Origin of the sequence: Salipiger sp. 1_MG-2023, assembly GCF_030547555.1 — a bacterium.
In the GTDB taxonomy this organism is placed as follows: domain Bacteria; phylum Pseudomonadota; class Alphaproteobacteria; order Rhodobacterales; family Rhodobacteraceae; genus Salipiger.
On the sequence record NZ_JAUOQN010000008.1, the window covers coordinates 18,480 to 33,484 of the forward strand.

Annotated in this window: 13 protein-coding genes; 11 read left to right on the forward strand and 2 right to left on the reverse strand. The window is 64.7% G+C overall.

The genetic code is table 11. The annotated features are described in order from the left end of the window. Nucleotides 1-364 precede the first annotated feature (364 nt). The 3 genes from repA to repC all read left to right on the forward strand — a co-directional run bounded on the left by repA (nt 365) and on the right by repC (nt 3,859). Nucleotides 365-1,567, forward strand: coding sequence for a plasmid partitioning protein RepA (gene repA, locus Q4543_RS05960; RefSeq protein ID WP_303436872.1), 1,203 nt, complete (start codon nt 365-367; stop codon nt 1,565-1,567). After that, nucleotides 1,567-2,511, forward strand: a complete 945-nt coding sequence (gene repB / locus Q4543_RS05965) for a plasmid partitioning protein RepB (protein WP_303436873.1) — start codon at nt 1,567-1,569, stop codon at nt 2,509-2,511. The genes repA and repB overlap by 1 nt, the downstream gene beginning before the upstream one ends. Before the next feature lie 226 nt (nt 2,512-2,737). Next, complete coding sequence (repC, locus tag Q4543_RS05970; protein WP_303436874.1) at nt 2,738-3,859, forward strand: replication initiation protein RepC; 1,122 nt, start codon at nt 2,738-2,740, stop codon at nt 3,857-3,859. A 323-nt stretch (nt 3,860-4,182) separates the two neighbouring features. Here the strand turns inward: repC and Q4543_RS05975 are convergent, their stop codons facing one another. Continuing rightward, complete coding sequence (locus Q4543_RS05975) at nt 4,183-4,473, reverse strand: hypothetical protein (RefSeq protein ID WP_303436875.1); 291 nt, start codon at nt 4,471-4,473, stop codon at nt 4,183-4,185. Nucleotides 4,474-4,895: 422 nt separating this feature from the next. Then, complete coding sequence (locus Q4543_RS05980; protein WP_216003723.1) at nt 4,896-5,537, reverse strand: GntR family transcriptional regulator; 642 nt, start codon at nt 5,535-5,537, stop codon at nt 4,896-4,898. Between the two features lie 187 nt (nt 5,538-5,724). Here Q4543_RS05980 and Q4543_RS05985 point away from each other — a divergent pair, with 187 nt between their 5' ends. The 8 genes from Q4543_RS05985 (at nt 5,725) to Q4543_RS06020 (ending at nt 14,985) form a co-directional block, all read left to right on the forward strand. Beyond that, nucleotides 5,725-7,332 (forward strand): ABC transporter substrate-binding protein, encoded by a 1,608-nt coding sequence (locus tag Q4543_RS05985; protein WP_303436876.1) that lies wholly within the window; start codon nt 5,725-5,727, stop codon nt 7,330-7,332. Beyond that, nucleotides 7,332-8,282 carry an ABC transporter permease gene (locus Q4543_RS05990; RefSeq protein ID WP_216003725.1) on the forward strand — a complete coding sequence of 317 codons (951 nt, stop codon included), beginning with the start codon at nt 7,332-7,334 and terminating at the stop codon, nt 8,280-8,282. Before Q4543_RS05985 ends, Q4543_RS05990 begins: the two co-directional genes overlap by 1 nt. Next, nucleotides 8,279-9,136, forward strand: a complete 858-nt coding sequence (locus Q4543_RS05995; RefSeq protein ID WP_303436877.1) for an ABC transporter permease — start codon at nt 8,279-8,281, stop codon at nt 9,134-9,136. Before Q4543_RS05990 ends, Q4543_RS05995 begins: the two co-directional genes overlap by 4 nt. Then, entirely contained in the window at nt 9,133-10,068 is a 936-nt protein-coding gene (locus Q4543_RS06000; protein WP_303436878.1) for an ABC transporter ATP-binding protein, read from the forward strand. The genes Q4543_RS05995 and Q4543_RS06000 overlap by 4 nt, the downstream gene beginning before the upstream one ends. Nucleotides 10,069-10,076: 8 nt before the next feature. After that, on the forward strand, nt 10,077-11,090 hold the full coding sequence (locus Q4543_RS06005) for an ABC transporter ATP-binding protein (RefSeq protein ID WP_252737526.1): 1,014 nt from the start codon (nt 10,077-10,079) through the stop codon (nt 11,088-11,090). 1 nt (nt 11,091) lies between these two features. Beyond that, complete coding sequence (locus Q4543_RS06010; protein ID WP_303436881.1) at nt 11,092-12,678, forward strand: gamma-glutamyltransferase family protein; 1,587 nt, start codon at nt 11,092-11,094, stop codon at nt 12,676-12,678. 238 nt (nt 12,679-12,916) lie between these two features. Beyond that, nucleotides 12,917-14,308 carry an ATP-binding protein gene (locus Q4543_RS06015; protein WP_303436883.1) on the forward strand — a complete coding sequence of 464 codons (1,392 nt, stop codon included), beginning with the start codon at nt 12,917-12,919 and terminating at the stop codon, nt 14,306-14,308. Beyond that, nucleotides 14,305-14,985 carry a response regulator gene (locus Q4543_RS06020; protein ID WP_303436884.1) on the forward strand — a complete coding sequence of 227 codons (681 nt, stop codon included), beginning with the start codon at nt 14,305-14,307 and terminating at the stop codon, nt 14,983-14,985. Before Q4543_RS06015 ends, Q4543_RS06020 begins: the two co-directional genes overlap by 4 nt. The last annotated feature ends 20 nt before the right edge of the window (nt 14,986-15,005 follow it).

Below are 15,005 nucleotides of genomic sequence, written 5' to 3' on the forward strand. Positions count from 1 at the left end.
GGGCCGCATGGGTAAAGGTGCCGATCGCCGCTTTCCCGCGCCGCCCGTCGGGAATCATCCACAGGGCGGATCGGGCTGTTGCGGCCCAAGCTGACCGGGCGATTGCCTGCGGGCCAAACTGGGCGCCGGGGCGTCAAAATCGGGCAGAATCGCGGTTTTTCCATGGAATACAACCGGCTACCCGACGGCGCAAAGCCATTGCCTAAGCTTTCGTTCGATCCTGCGTCCGCTTGGGATCAAGAAAATTGTTGTGGATCCAACTCTTGCGTGCAATTAACTTTATCGACGCAAAAACGCGCCAGACGCGCCGTTACGCGTCGATATGAAGACGGTCCGACAAGAGGCCACAAGAGGCAAGAGCAGCATGACCTCGACCGAGACGAATATCGGCGGAAATTCCGTCGCCCATTCGATTTCCGCGAACGCCGAGCGCCTGTCTCTGGCGCTCAACGATCACATGCGCAACAGCTTCCGACCCGAAAGCCGCAAGACCCTGCGCCGGTTCAGCGCCGCCGAAGTGTCCGAGCTGACCGGCATCAGCATGTCGAACCTGCGCACCCGGCATCAGGATGGCGATTTCCCCGAGGTCGAGACCGACAGCCGCGGCCGTCGCTCTTATACCGCCGAAGAGATCGACCAGATCCGTCATATCATGGCCCGCACCGGTCGCAACGGCGACACCTACCTGCCGGGCCGCCGTGATGGCGACAAGATGCAGATCATCAGCATCGTGAATTTCAAGGGCGGCTCGTCGAAAACCACCAGCGCGATCCATCTTGCGCAGCGCTACGCCCTGCGCGGCTATCGCGTTCTGGCACTAGATATGGACCCGCAGGCCAGCCTGACCACCATGTTTGGGTACCGGCCCGAAATCGAATTCGCCGAGGGCGGCACGATCTATGACGCGCTGCGCTACGAAGACCCCCTGCCCCTGAGCGAGATTATCCGCAGAACCTATTTCCACAAGCTTGATCTGGCCCCCGCCGGGCTGATGCTGTCGGAATACGAAACCGAAACCGCCTATGCGCTGCAACATCGTATCGAGCCGCCGTTTACCCAGCGGCTCGCCGTCGCGCTGGACGAGATCGAAGACGACTACGACCTCGTGATCATCGACTGCCCGCCGCAGCTGGGCTTTACCACCATGTCGGCGCTGCTGGCCTCGACCGGGCTGCTGATCACCGTGGTGCCCTCGATGCTCGACGTCGCCTCGATGGCGCAGTTCCTCGAAATGGCGGGCGAGACGATTCGCGCGCTCGAAGACGCGGCCGGGACGATCGATTGGGATTTTCTAAAGTTTCTCGTTGCACGCTACGAGCCGACCGATGTGCCGCAATCGCAGATGGCCGGGTTCCTGCGCTCGATCCTACTCGACCAGGTGCTCAACGCGCCGATGCTGAAATCCACCGCGATTTCGGACGCGGGCATGACGCAACAGACGATCTATGAAATCGACCCCGGGCAGGTTGTCCGCAAGACGCTTGAGCGCATTCTCGAAAGCGTAAACGGGGTCGCCGATGAATTCGAGGCCACGATTCAGGCCGCATGGGGACGGGGTACCGACTGATGGCACGACGCAACCTGTTTCAGCCCCCTCCCCCGCCGAGCGATCAGCCCGCCCCGGCAAAGCCGCGCTTTCCCGAGACCGGCACCATGAGCGGCGTGCGCTCGACGCTCAAGGATCTGTCGAGCAACGCCGTGCGTGAACTCGACCCCGATTTGATCGACGATGGTGGCCCCAGCGACCGGCTTGCATTTGGCGAGGCCGAGGTCGATGCGCTGGCCGCGTCGATCCGCGCCCATGGCCAGCAGGTGCCGATCATGGTGCGCCCGCTGCCCGATCAGCCCGGACGTTTCCGCGTGGTCTATGGGCGGCGGCGTCTGCGGGCGTTGCGGGGGCTGGGACTCAAGGCCAAGGCGCTGGTCCGCTCGCTCTCCGACGAAGAAGCCATTCTTGCGCAAGGCCATGAGAACAGCCAGCGGCTTGACCCGTCCTTCATCGAAAAGGCGCTGTTCATCCGCGAGCTGTCCGATGCGGGCTATGCGCCGGAGATCGTGATGGATGCGCTGGCCGTCGACAAACCGATGCTGTCGCGCATGAACAAGGTGGCGCGGCATATTCCGGCGGCGGTCATCCAGCGGGTTGGCCCGGCGCATGGAATTGGCCGGCGGCGCTGGGAAGACATAGCGGATGCGGTGCGCGATGGCGACATCGACCTTGTTGCCCTGACGGCGCCGATGCCCTTCGACACGGTCGCATCTTCGGATGCGCGTTTTGAGATGCTCGCAGCTGCCGTGGCAGGGCGCCAACAGAAACCGCCGCGCGCCTCGGGCGCAACCCCCGTCATCCACAGCGATGGCACCAGAATCGCCGAGCTTCGCAGCACCGCCCGTGCCCTGACGCTGAAGCTGTCGCGCAGCGATGCGCCGGGCTTTGCCGATTGGCTGGAAGCCAATGCCGAAGACGAGCTGTCGCGGCTGTATGACATCTGGTCGTCGCAGCGCGACTGACCGGACATTCCCTAGAAACCCAGAAAAAGGAGCACGACGCAGCCCGGAAAAGAAAGAGCCCCCCAAAGTTTCCCTTGGAGAGCCCGATCTGTGCTTTGCACCCTCAGATCTAACAGCTTCTCCGCCACAGTCAACACCGGCCGATTCGGTCGGGTGTCTTTTTGCGTCTTTTCGTTGAAAAAGTACGTTGGGGGTCATCCGAATTTTTGGATGCCGTGATTAAGCGATGGCATTTACCGAAATCTCCGCGCCACATCGGCAGCGGCAACAAGAGCTGTTGTCCACGGACAACCTTCCAGAGCGGCATGTCGTCATGTCGGTGCTACGGCGTGCCGCATCGCTAATCGGCCTCAAGCCCCCTGCCCTTGCGACGCTGGACGCGCTGCTGTCTTGCCTTCCGCCGAAGCGGCACCATCACACGGTGTTCGCCTCCAATGAAACGCTGGTGGCGCGGCGCAACGGTGTCACAGACCGGACGATCCGCCGTCACGTGGCGCTGCTGATCGAGGCCGGGCTGATGGTTCGACGCGACAGCGCCAACCGCAAACGCTTTGTCAAACGCAGTCGCAGCGAAGGGCTTTGCCTGCGCTTTGGCTTCGATCTGTCACCGCTTTACGCGCGCTTCGCGGAACTTGCGGAACTGGCAGCGCAGGCAGATGCGCTTGGCGAACGTCTAGCGCTGCTGAAGACCCGCCTGCGCGCGCTTTCGGCGCGCCGCCTTGCCGCCGATCCGGATGATGCGCTGGCCAGCGAGATGCTGCGCGCCCTGCGCCGCAAGCTGAGCGAATCCGACTGCGAAATGCTTCTGGCGCGGCTTGGACAACCCTGTGAACATATCCTCGAAACCGATGTGGCAGCGCCGCAGATGTCCGCCAGCGACAGCCAAAATGTCCGCCACCATCAGAGCTCAAATAAAGAACTTATTGATAAGACCGATCCGATCGATGTTCCTGACGTGCTCGACGCGTGCCCTGAAGCGACGCTATACGCCCAAGCGCCGATCACCACCGACCGTGATCTTGTACGCCACGGGAGGTTGCTTGCACCGATGCTTGGCATTGACCCAACAATCTATGCCAAAGCCGAACGGACGGCTGGGGCTGGTTGCGCTGCAATTGCGACGCTGTCGATTTTGCAACTTGGCGACAAGGTCCGATCGGCTGGCGCTTACTTCTATCGGCTATTGCTTGGGAAACCCGAAGACAGGTTCGACCCCTCGGCATTGCTGCGCCATGTGCGCAACGTCAGTCCTCCGCGGACAACATCAGCGGCACAAACGCAGGACCAAGCCTTTAGCGTTGTCCGCGGACAAAGTTCCGGGGCTGGCATCTCTCTGCAGACCTGTTGAGATCCTTCCCAGTGCAGGTAGGCCGTCACGGGCATCAAAGTAAAAAGCTGCTATATCGAAGGCGACTCGGTAGGGCGAGGTCTTGCTCGCGTAAGATACGCGTGATCTTGTCATCCGTCAGGTGCACCCAACCTGCGACCCGGCACGGGTCGATCTTGGGCTGAAGGTCGGGCACATCTTAGTGATACCGCCCTTCCGCCCTTCCGCCCTTCCGCCCTTCCGCCCTTCCGCCAAAGCCGTCGGGCAAAGCTGATCCGTATCAAGCACGAGATTGATCCCCGCATCGAGCTTGAGTTCAAGACAATCAGACGACTGCAAGAAGCTCACGCCGGAACGCTCAGTTTCAAATCTGAACCATTTCGCGGGAAGCCCCGCTCAGCGATCCCGGCGTCGCTGGCGCTGCTGCGCGCGCGGACGGGGTCGACTTGTCTAGCGGTGGTTCTTAAACCGGCCGAACTGCAGAAGCTCACGCCGCCCGCATCGTTGCCATGGTGCAGAAGATCGACGCAGATCACGACGGGCGTCTGGGGTTCGGCCCAAGCTGGCGTCACTTCCTTACTATGGCGCAGCAGGCCATCGCGCATGACCTGACGGGCAGGGTGGTCATCGGCCATATCACCAGACGGTCGATGTTGTCCCCGGACAATTTGGCGCAACGCGCTGCGCTACGCGGCCTGCCGGGGCGGCGATCATCGCGTGTCCCGTCGCATGTGTGCCAATCTGACGGGCGGGGCTGCACAGCGGCATCCGATAAAGGGGCAACCCCTCGCTCGCCCCGGGGCAATTGCTCGCCTCCGCGCATGGTGACGTTTATCAGCAATGCCGTGCGGCTGTGCCGGTCAGAACAGCTATTGGCTGCTTGTGCAATGTTCCGCGATGATCGTTGCAAATTCTGACACATCGCGCCGGGGGGGGCGGGATTGGAAAATCTGTCGATCTGACGTTGCCGCCCATTGGCAGCGCTGCCGCGAGGATGGCCGGCATCGCGCGCCCGCACTGAGGGCAGGGCTTTGAGGCCGCCGGGCCTTGCGCGGCCTCAGCCGTCGGTCTTCAGAAGGTCGGTCAGGGTGATGAAGGAAGACGCCACATGTTCGCGCATCTTCAGGCGGGTGGTTTCGCCATCGCCTTGCAGGATCGCTTCGGCGATGGCGGCATGTTCGCGCCGGGAGCTGTCCAGCCGCCGGCCATCAAGCGCAAAGTTGCGCGACCGCCAGACCTGTGTGCGCAGCGTCAGTTCCGCGTGGCTGGCGGAGAGCGTGGCGTTATGGGCACCCTGATTGATCTGCGCGTGAAAGCGCCGGTTGATCTCGGCGTAGGTCTGGGCGTCATCGCCGCAGGCGCGGCCTTCCTCAAGGATCGCCTGAAGCTGCCTGCGCTGAATTTCCGTCATCCGCCGCGCCGCAAGCGCCGCGATGGCGGATTCGATTTCACCCACTGCCTCGAACAGATCCTGCAGATCGCTCGCCTGCATCTTGCGCACGAAAAAGGCGCGCCTTGGACCGCGCTCGGCAAAATTCGCCTGTTCCAGCCGGTGTAGGGCCTCGCGAATGGGCGTGCGCGAAACATGGAACCGTTCGGCCAGCGTGACCTCCGCCAGCTGCTCACCGGGGGCAAAGGTGCCCGATGCGATCCCGTCAATCAGCAGATCGTATATATTTTGGGCAGTTCTTTCGCTCATGCCGATATCATCCCTAAATGTACCCTTTTACCTTGTTACTGTATACATATCGGGTCAACTTGTTTTTCAGTGAGGCGATAGGGGCAGAAACCCAGATCGCCCGCTTTACAGGAACGGACAGAGCGGAACGCCGCCGGAAGCGACTCTTCGAAAGAAGTGAACAGGCCAACAGGAGTGACAACGGACTATGACCAAGATCGACCACAAGAAAATTCTCGCAGAACGGATGTCTGCCCGGCTCGGGCGCCGCGCCGTTCTCAAGGGCCTTGGCGCGGGCATTCTTGCCGCAACTGCCGGCGGTGCCTTTCCCAACGTTGCCAAGGCGCAGCAATCGGGCCATCTGAAGATCGCCTCGGTCAAGGTGATCGACACGCTCGATCCGCATTTCACCGGCTTCCTGTCGGCGATCCAGATCATCAACAACATCCACAATGGGCTGCTCAAGATCAGCTATGACGGCAGCCAGGTGACGTTCGAGCCGGATCTGGCCGAAAGCTGGGATCTCGAAGACGAGGTGACCCATGTCTTCAAGCTGCGCGACGGAGTGAAGTTCCACGACGGCACGCCCTGCGACGCCGAGGCGGTGAAATTCTCGCTGCTGCGCGTGAAAGAGGGTGAGCCTGCCTCGCCGCACGCGTGGAAGCTGGCGCTGCTCGACAGCATCGAGGTGGTCGATCCGCTGACCATCAAGCTGACCTTTTCGGAACCCTATGCCTTCCTGCCGGTGGCGCTCAATGGGTCAACGGGCCGCGCGGGCACCATCGTCTCGCCCGCTGCCGTGCAGAAATACGGCGCCGACTACGGGCGCAACCCGGTCGGCACCGGGCCGTTCAAGTTCGTCTCGTGGCGCGACAATGACGCCATCGAGCTGGAGGCCAACACCGAGTATTTCGAAGCCGGGCTGCCGAAGCTGGAAAAGGTCACCTTCGTGCTGATGCGCGAAGCCTCGACGGCGCTGGCGGCGCTGATGTCAGGCCAGATCCACGGCATGACCGATTGCCCGATGCAGCTGGTCGATCAGGTCGATGCCTTCCCGAACGCCACGCTTTATGGCGAGATCGAGGGCAACTACACCTATGTCGGCATGAACTGCCAGCGCGCGCCGTTTGATGACGTCAACCTGCGCCGCGCCGTGGCTTGGGCGCTGAACCGCGACACGCTGGTCAAGCAGGCCTATTTCGGGCGTGCCCAGCAGGCCTATACCCCGATCTCCCCGCCGATGACCGGTTATTTCGACCCCAACATCGCGACCTCGGGCCGCGGCCAGTGGTTCGATCTGGACAAGGCCAAGGAATTCCGCGCCAAGGCCGCCAATCAGGGTGAAATCGAAGTCACCTATATGATGGCCGAACGTGGCCCCGTGGGCACCCGCATCGCGCAGACCGTTGCGCCGATGCTGGCCGAGATCGGCATCAAGGCCAATCTCGAACTGGTCGAACCCGCCTCCTGGGTGCAGCGCCGCAACGGCGGCGATTTCGATCTGTACGATTTCGAATGGGTGGCCGACCTCGACCCCGAGGAAACGCTGTATCCGGAATGGAAATCGGACGGGGCGTGGAACTTCTGCCGCTGGGTCAACACCGACTTCGATGACCTGTGCAAGCAGGCCAGCACCGAGCTGGACGTGGCCGCCCGCGCCGCGCTGTATCACCGCGCCGAAGACCTTCTGATGGATGAAGCGCCCTGCGCGATGATGGCGCATATGCCGATCTACAAGGTGTTCTCGAACGAGGTGAAAGGGTTCAACTACATCCCCGCCGACCTTGTGAACCTGCACACGGTGAGCCTCGGCTGATGATACGACAGGCTTTCGGCAAGGTCGGGCAGACGCTCGTCGTTTTGTTCATCGTCTCGTTTGCCAGCTTCGGGTTGCTGAAGCTGGCGCCGGGCGATCCGATCCAGATCATGCTGGGCTCGGAATACTCGCCGGAAGCCTATGCCGCGCTTTCGGCACAGCTGGGTCTGGATCAACCGTTCCTGACCCAGTACCTCGACTGGGCGAAAAACTTTGTGCAGGGCGACTGGGGCACCAGCTACGTCGCCCGCACCGACATCTTCACCTACGGTTTCCTCGAAGCTCTGCCGGTGACATTGACGCTGGCGAGCTTTTCGCTGGCCTTCGCGATCCTGATCGGGGTGCCGCTCGGGGTGCTCTCGGCGGTGAAGAAAGACACGATCTTTGATGCGGGCGCGGCGGTGTTCGCGCTGACCGGCACGGCGTTCCCGTCGTTTCTGCTGGGCATCCTGCTGATCTGGTTCTTTGGCGTCAAACTGGGGCTGTTCCCGGTCATGGGCTATGTCAGCCCGTGGCAGGATTTCTGGGGCGGCATCTATCACATGATCCTGCCGGCGCTGACCCTGTCGACCTATTTCATCGCGATGATCACCCGGTTGACCCGCGCCACGCTGATCGAGGTGCTGGCCCAGCCCTATATCGCCGCGGCGCGTGCACGCGGCGAGCCGGGCTGGCGGGTGATCTGGGTACATGGCGTGCGCAACATCGCACTGCCGCTGGTCACCATTCTGGGGCTGCAACTGGGCACATTGCTGCAAGGCACGGTGCTGACCGAAACCGTGTTCAACCTGCCGGGGATCGGGCAGATGCTGACCTCGGCAGTGCTGGGGCGCGAATATGGCGTGGTGCAGGCCGGCGTGATGATGACCGCGACGCTGTTCATCGTGGTCAACCTGCTGGTCGATCTGTCCTACCCGTTCCTTGATCCGCGACTGAGAGACCGCAAATGACCCTGGTGGAACCCGCACGGCGGGGCGCGCGCTCGATCTTCCTGCGCCGCCCGTTCTTTACCCTCGCGCTGCTGGTGGCGGTGGGCTACGTCCTCGCCGCGATCTTTGCGCCCCTTGTTGCGCCCTACGATCCGGTGGCGCAGGATTTCAACGCCATGATGCAGGCGCCAAGCGGCGCGCATCTGATGGGCACCGACAGCTATGGGCAGGACATCCTGTCGCGGGTGATCTTTGGCGCGCGCTATGCGCTGATCATCGGCTTCTTTGCCGTGGCCATCGGCGCCATCGGGGGGCTGATCGTCGGGCTTGCGGCGGGGCTGTCGGGGGGCTGGGTCGAATGGGCGCTGATGCGACTGATCGACAGCATCCTTGCGCTGCCCTCGCTGATCCTCGCGGTGGCGTTCATCGCCATTCTGGGGCAGGGGGTCGACAAGGTGGTGATCGCGGTCGGCCTGTCGATGATCGGCCCGTTCGCGCGCACCGTGCGCGCCGACGTGTTGCAGGTGCGCGTGCAACTGTTCGTCGAGGCGGCGGGCCTGATGGCCATTCCGCGCGCGGTGATCATCTGGCGCCACATCCTGCCCAACGTGGTCTACCCGCTGGCGGTGCAGGTCACCATTCGTATCTCCGAGGCCATTCTGGTCTCGTCCTCGCTGTCCTTCCTTGGCATCGGGGTCACGCCCCCGACCCCCGACTGGGGGCTGATGATCGCCGAAGGGCGCGCCTTTGTCAGCTTTGCGGCGTGGATGTCGGCGATGCCCGGCTTTGCGCTGGCGCTGCTGCTGATCGCCCTGTCCATTGTTGGCGATGGCATCCGCGAGGAATTCGACCCCAAGCTCAAGGGCAAGGCATGACGGCGCTTCTGAACATTCAAACCCTGACCGTCGATCGCGGCCCGGCGCGGATTCTCGACCGGGTGACGCTAGAGGTCGGGCAGGGCGAAACCGTCGCGCTGGTCGGAGAATCCGGCGCGGGCAAATCCACCATCGCCACCGCGATCATGCGGCTTCTGGGCGAGGCGCAGACCTCGGGCCAGATCACGCTGGACGGGGCGGGCGATCTGCTGGCCCTGCGCGAGCGCGACATGGTGCGCCTGCGCGGGCGCCGCCTGTCGATGATCTTTCAGGACGCGGGCGCGGCGCTCAACCCGTCCTATACCGTGGGGCGGCAGCTGATCTCGGCGGTGCGCCGCAACCTCGGGCTGGACAAGACGGCGGCGCGCGCCCGCGCCATCGAACTGATGACGCAGGTGGGCATCAACGACCCCGAGGCGCGGCTGACCGCCTATCCCCACCAGCTTTCGGGGGGCATGCAACAACGCGTCATGGTGGCCATCGCGCTGGCCGCCGATCCCGATTTGCTGTTGGCGGACGAGCCGACCTCGGCGCTGGACGTAACGATTCAGGCGCAGATCGTGCGGCTGATCCTTGCCCAGACCAAGGCGCGCGGCGCGGCCTGCATCTTTGTGCTGCATGATCTGGCGCTGGCCAGTCAGGCCTGTGACCGGATCGTGGTGCTCTATGCCGGGCAGGTGGTCGAATCCGGCCCGGCGCGCGATGTGCTGGAAAACGCCCGCCATCCCTATACGCGGCAGCTCAAATCCTGCATGCTGGAAATCGGCACGCGCGATCTGATCGCTCCCGAGGGCACCGTGCCATCGCATCGCGACATGCCGCGCGGCTGCCGCTTTGCGACGCGCTGCCCGCGCGTGCAGGATCGCTGCTGGGCCGATGCCCCCCCGCTGGAGGGCGGCGCGCACAGCTTTGCCTGCTGGAACCCGGAATGAGGAAGCCGATGCAAAACGCAGAGCGCCCGGTCTTTGAACTGGTCGATGTGGAAAAGGTGTTTCAGGTGCGCAAGCCCGGTCAACGCTTCGGGCGGCAGACCGTGGGGCTGCATGCGCTGGACGGGGTGCGGCTGTCGGTGGGGCAGGGGGCCTCGCTGGCGCTGGTGGGCGAAAGCGGGTCGGGCAAATCGACGCTGCTGCGGGTGCTGCTGGGGCTGGATGCGCCAACCAACGGGCAGGCGCTGTATCGTGGCCGGGCGATCCGCGAGGCCCGCGCGGGCGGCAGCGATTTCGCCCGCGATGTGGCGATGGTCTATCAGGATGCGCGCGGATCGCTGAACCCGCGCATGACCATCGGCGCGCTGCTGGCCGAACCGCTGCGCCGCTTTGCCGTGGTGCCCGAGGCGCAGATCGGCGCGCGGGTGGAACAGCTGCTGACCCGCGTGGGCCTGCCCGCCGATGCCGCCGCGCGCTATCCCGCCGCGCTGTCGGGCGGTCAGGTGCGCCGCGTCGCCATCGCCCGTGCGCTGGCCTCCGAACCCTCGGTGCTGGTGGCGGATGAGGCGGTGTCGGGCCTCGATGTCTCGACACAGGCGCAGCTACTGTCGCTGCTGCGCCGGCTTCAGCAAGAGATGGGGCTGACGCTGGTCTTCATCACCCATGACCTTGGCGTCGCCAGCTATCTTTGCGAGAACATCGCCATCATGTATCTTGGCCGCATCGTCGAAACCGGCCCCACCGATGCGGTGCTTGCCGCCCCGGCGCATCCCTATACCGCCGCCCTGCGCGCCGCCGCGCCGAGCTTTTTCCAACCCATCGCCGAGCCGCTTCCCGGCGAGATCCCAAGCCCGCTCGACCTGCCCGCGGGGTGCCGGTTCTCCGGGCGCTGCCCACGGGTGCAAGGCGATTGCCACGCAAGCGATCCGTATCTGGCGCGGGCGGGGGAGGGGCGCTCTGTCGCCTGCCTTCACCCGCTTGCCTCACCGCAGGCCAGCGCATTGGCCGGAACCTTTCAGGACTGACATGACCTTCGATTTCTTTTCCGCCCGCCGCCCCGAAACCCTGTCTTCGAACGCGATGATCGCCACCTCGCATCCGCTGGCCACCGCCGCAGGGGTCGAGATTCTGACCAGCGGCGGCAGCGCCGTCGACGCGGGCCTTGCCGCGCTTGCGGTGCAATGCGTCGTCGATCCGCTGATGACCGGCATCGGCGGCGATTGCTTTGCGCTTTATGCGCCCAAAGAGGGCGGCGTGAAGGCGCTCAACGGGTCCGGGCGCGCCCCGGCCGGGGCCACCGTCGCGGCGCTGAAAGCCGCCGGGCTGAGCGACGAGATCCCCCAGACCAGCCCGCATGCGGTGACCATCCCCGGTGCGATCTCGGCCTGGTGCCTGCTGCATCGCGATCACGGCACCCTGCCGATGGCGCGGCTGTTTGCGCGGGCCATCGGCTATGCCGAGAACGGCTTTCCCGTCACCCCCCGCGTCGCCGCCGACTGGGCCGAGAACGCCGCGCTGATCGGGCAGGACGCGCCCGCGGCGGCGGTGTTCCTGCCGCAGGGCCGTGCGCCCCGCGTCGGCGAAATCATCCGCCAGCCGCTGCTTGCCGACCGCCTGCGCGAGATTGCCGAAAAGGGCGCGGCGGGGTTTTACACCGGCGACACCGCTGCCAGCATGGCGGCCCATCTGCAATCGCTTGGCGGGCTGCACAGCGAGGCCGATTTCCACGCCGGCGAAAATCAGGCGTTCTGGACCACGCCGATTTCCGCCCGCTACAACGATCTCGATATCTTTGAATGCCCGCCCAATGGGCAGGGGGTGGCGGCGCTGCTGATCTTGCGCATCCTGTCGAAATTCGACCTTGGCCCCGATCTGCCGCTGGCCGACCGCATCCACCTGCATGCCGAGGCGACGAAGCTGGCCTATCACCACCGCGATGCGCTGCTCGCCGATCCGGAGCAATGCCCGGGCCTTGCCGAAACGCTGCTGTCCGATGCGGTGGTCGATACCCTTGCGGCGCGCATCGACATGGCCCGCGCCATGCCCCCGGCGCTGTGGGACGAGCCCGAGCACGAAGACACCATCTACCTGTCGGTGGTCGACGCCGATGGCAACGCGCTAAGCCTGATCAACTCGATCTTCCACGGTTTTGGCTCGACCCGGCTCGATCCGAAAACCGGCGTGCTGTTCCATTCGCGCGGCGCGAGCTTCCGGCTGATCGAAACCCACCCGAACGCCATCGCCCCCAACAAGCGCCCGATGCACACGATCATTCCCGGCATGGCGGTGCAGGATGGCAAGGCGGTGATGCCCTTTGGCGTGATGGGCGGGCATTATCAGGCGGCCGGGCAGGCGGCCTTTGTGTCGGGCGTCAGCGATCTTGGTCTGGACCTGCAGGCGGCGATGGATGCGCCGCGCAGCTTTGCCGTCGGCGAGGTGCTGCAGATCGAGCCGGGCGTGCCGCAGGATGTCCGCGAGGCGCTGCAGGCGCGCGGCCATACGCTGCAGGTGATGACCAGCCCGCTTGGTGGATCGCAAGCCATCCGCATCGGCGATGGCGTGCTGCATGGCGGCAGCGACAGCCGCAAGGATGGCTCGGCGCTCGGGTTCTAGGCACTGGTGGCGTGACCCGCCCTGCGTTCAGGTCGGCCCCCGATGCGCCCTTGGCGCGCCGGGGGCCGATCTGTCTTGGAAATGAGCGTTCGCCGCGCGCGGATCGGTCCGCAGGCGCGGGCAGGGGCAAGTAAACAATCGCTTGATTGGACGGCGCGCCCAAGGCGCGGCTATACGCGGCCCGATGCATTCTGCCTGCACAATCGCAGGCCATCACCGGGAAATGGACCGCGCACCTATGTCACTGACCACAAAGATATTCCTCGCCATAGCTGTCACCGCGGCGCTGGTGATCGGGACCATGTCGCTGTTGGTGGCCCTGTCGATGCGGGACGGATTCTCGCAATATCTGCTGCGCGGCGAACTGGCCCGGTTCGACCGGCTGGTGGACGAATTGGCTCTTGCCTTCGATCCGGGCAGGCCGGGCTGGCCGGATCTGGCGCATGACCCGCGGGCGTGGCATGAATTCGTGCGCAGCCATTTCTCTCCGGCCGGCGGGGCAGGTCCGCGAGAGGCCGCTGGCGATCCGCTGTTGATCAACGACCGACTGGTCCTGCTCGACCCGTCCGGTGCGCCGCTTGCCGGGGCGCCGCCGCGCACCGAGCGGTATGAGCAGCGCCCGATTTGTTTCGATGGCGACTGCGGCACTGAACGCCCGCTTGGCTATCTGCGCCTGAACGCGGCGTCGCTTTCGGACAGCGCCAGCGATGCCTTCTTCCTGCGCGGGCAATATGCCTCGCTGGCGTTTTCCGCGCTGGTCGCATTGCTGATTTCCGGCGCGGCGGCGTTTGTGATCGCCCGGCAGGTTCTGCTCCCGATCAAGCGGCTGGAAGCGGGGGCAAAGAGCCTTGCATCGGGCGATTACAGCGAAAGGATCGATCTGGATCGCAGCGACGAGCTGGGCGATCTGATCGGGCATTTCAACACGCTGGCCGAAACGCTGGCGCGAACCTCGCAGGCCGAACGCGAATGGATTTCCAACACCACCCACGAGCTGCAAACCCCGCTCTCGGTGCTGCGCGCACAGATCGAGGCCTTGCAGGATGGCGTGCGCCGGGCCGACCCGGAAACGCTGGCCGAAATGCACGCGGCGCAGATGCGGCTTTCGCGCCTCGTGCAGGATCTCAAGATCCTGACCTATGCGCGCGAGGCAGAATTCGTCGCCGATCTGACCCGCCATGATCTGGTGCAGATCGCCGCCGAGGCGGTCGAGGTCGCGCGCCCGGCCCTGAGGGGCGCTGGCATCGACATCGTCTGCGCCTTCCCCGACGGGCTGGGCGTGTCCTGCGACCGGCTGCGGATCGCGCAGGTGTTCGATAACCTGTTGCAGAACGCCGCGCGCTATACCGATGCCCCCGGCACGGTGCGGCTGACGATCCGGCGCGGCGATGGGCTCGCGCAGGTGTCTATCGACGACACGGCGCCCGCCCCGCCGGATGACGTGCTGCCACGGCTGTTCGAGCGGTTCTTCCGGGCCGAAGGCTCGCGCTCGCGCGCGCTTGGCGGCTCGGGCCTTGGCCTGAGCGTCAGCAAGGCGATCATCGAGGCCCATGCCGGCAGTATTGCCGCCGCCGCGTCGGATCTGGGCGGGCTGAACGTGACCTTTACCCTGCCGGAGACGCAATCATGATCAAGCCGCGCATTCTGATCGTCGAGGACGAGATGGCGCTTGCCTCGGTGCTGCGCGACTACCTGCTGCGCGACGGCATGGCGGTGGACCTGCTGACCGAAGGCTCTCATGCGGTGGAAACCGCCCTTGGCACGCCGCATGACCTTGTCATCCTCGATCTGATGCTACCGCGTGTGGACGGGCTGAGCATCTGTCGCCAGTTGCGCCAGCGTTCGGACGTTCCGATCATCATCACAACCGCGCGGGTCGAAGAAATCGACCGTCTTCTCGGGCTTGAACTGGGGGCGGATGATTATGTCTGCAAACCCTATTCCCCGCGCGAGCTGGTGGCGCGGGTGCGCGCCGTGCTGCGGCGGCGGCCTGTGGGCGGGGGAACGGCAAAGCCCGAACCGGCGGCGCGGCTGCAGATCGACCCAGACGCTTGGCGGGTGACGCTCGACGGGGTCGATCTTGCCCTGACGCGGCGGGAATTCTCGCTTCTGGCCGCCTTGGCCGCCCGTCCGGGGCGGGTGTTTTCGCGCGATCAACTGCTGACCCTCGCGTTTCCCGACGACACCGAGGTGTTCGACCGGACCATCGACAGCCATATCCGCAATATCCGCCGCAAGATCCATGCCACCACCGACTGGGAGCCGATCCGGTCGGTCTATGGCGTCGGCTACGCCTATGACGGCTGAGTCCGGGCGCCCGCAGGTCT

Bases quoted from the DNA above. Each gene is read 5' to 3' on its own strand.
- Q4543_RS05985 (WP_303436876.1), top strand. From the start codon at position 5,725: ATGACCAAGATCGACCACAAGAAAATTCTCGCAGAACGGATGTCTGCC.
- Q4543_RS05980 (WP_216003723.1), bottom strand. From the start codon at position 5,537: ATGAGCGAAAGAACTGCCCAAAATATATACGATCTGCTGATTGACGGG.
- Q4543_RS06000 (WP_303436878.1), top strand. From the start codon at position 9,133: ATGACGGCGCTTCTGAACATTCAAACCCTGACCGTCGATCGCGGCCCG.
- repA (WP_303436872.1), top strand. From the start codon at position 365: ATGACCTCGACCGAGACGAATATCGGCGGAAATTCCGTCGCCCATTCG.
- Q4543_RS06005 (WP_252737526.1), top strand. From the start codon at position 10,077: ATGCAAAACGCAGAGCGCCCGGTCTTTGAACTGGTCGATGTGGAAAAG.
- Q4543_RS05995 (WP_303436877.1), top strand. From the start codon at position 8,279: ATGACCCTGGTGGAACCCGCACGGCGGGGCGCGCGCTCGATCTTCCTG.
- repC (WP_303436874.1), top strand. From the start codon at position 2,738: ATGGCATTTACCGAAATCTCCGCGCCACATCGGCAGCGGCAACAAGAG.
- Q4543_RS06010 (WP_303436881.1), top strand. From the start codon at position 11,092: ATGACCTTCGATTTCTTTTCCGCCCGCCGCCCCGAAACCCTGTCTTCG.
- Q4543_RS06015 (WP_303436883.1), top strand. From the start codon at position 12,917: ATGTCACTGACCACAAAGATATTCCTCGCCATAGCTGTCACCGCGGCG.
- repB (WP_303436873.1), top strand. From the start codon at position 1,567: ATGGCACGACGCAACCTGTTTCAGCCCCCTCCCCCGCCGAGCGATCAG.
- Q4543_RS05990 (WP_216003725.1), top strand. From the start codon at position 7,332: ATGATACGACAGGCTTTCGGCAAGGTCGGGCAGACGCTCGTCGTTTTG.
- Q4543_RS06020 (WP_303436884.1), top strand. From the start codon at position 14,305: ATGATCAAGCCGCGCATTCTGATCGTCGAGGACGAGATGGCGCTTGCC.
- Q4543_RS05975 (WP_303436875.1), bottom strand. From the start codon at position 4,473: ATGGCCGATGACCACCCTGCCCGTCAGGTCATGCGCGATGGCCTGCTG.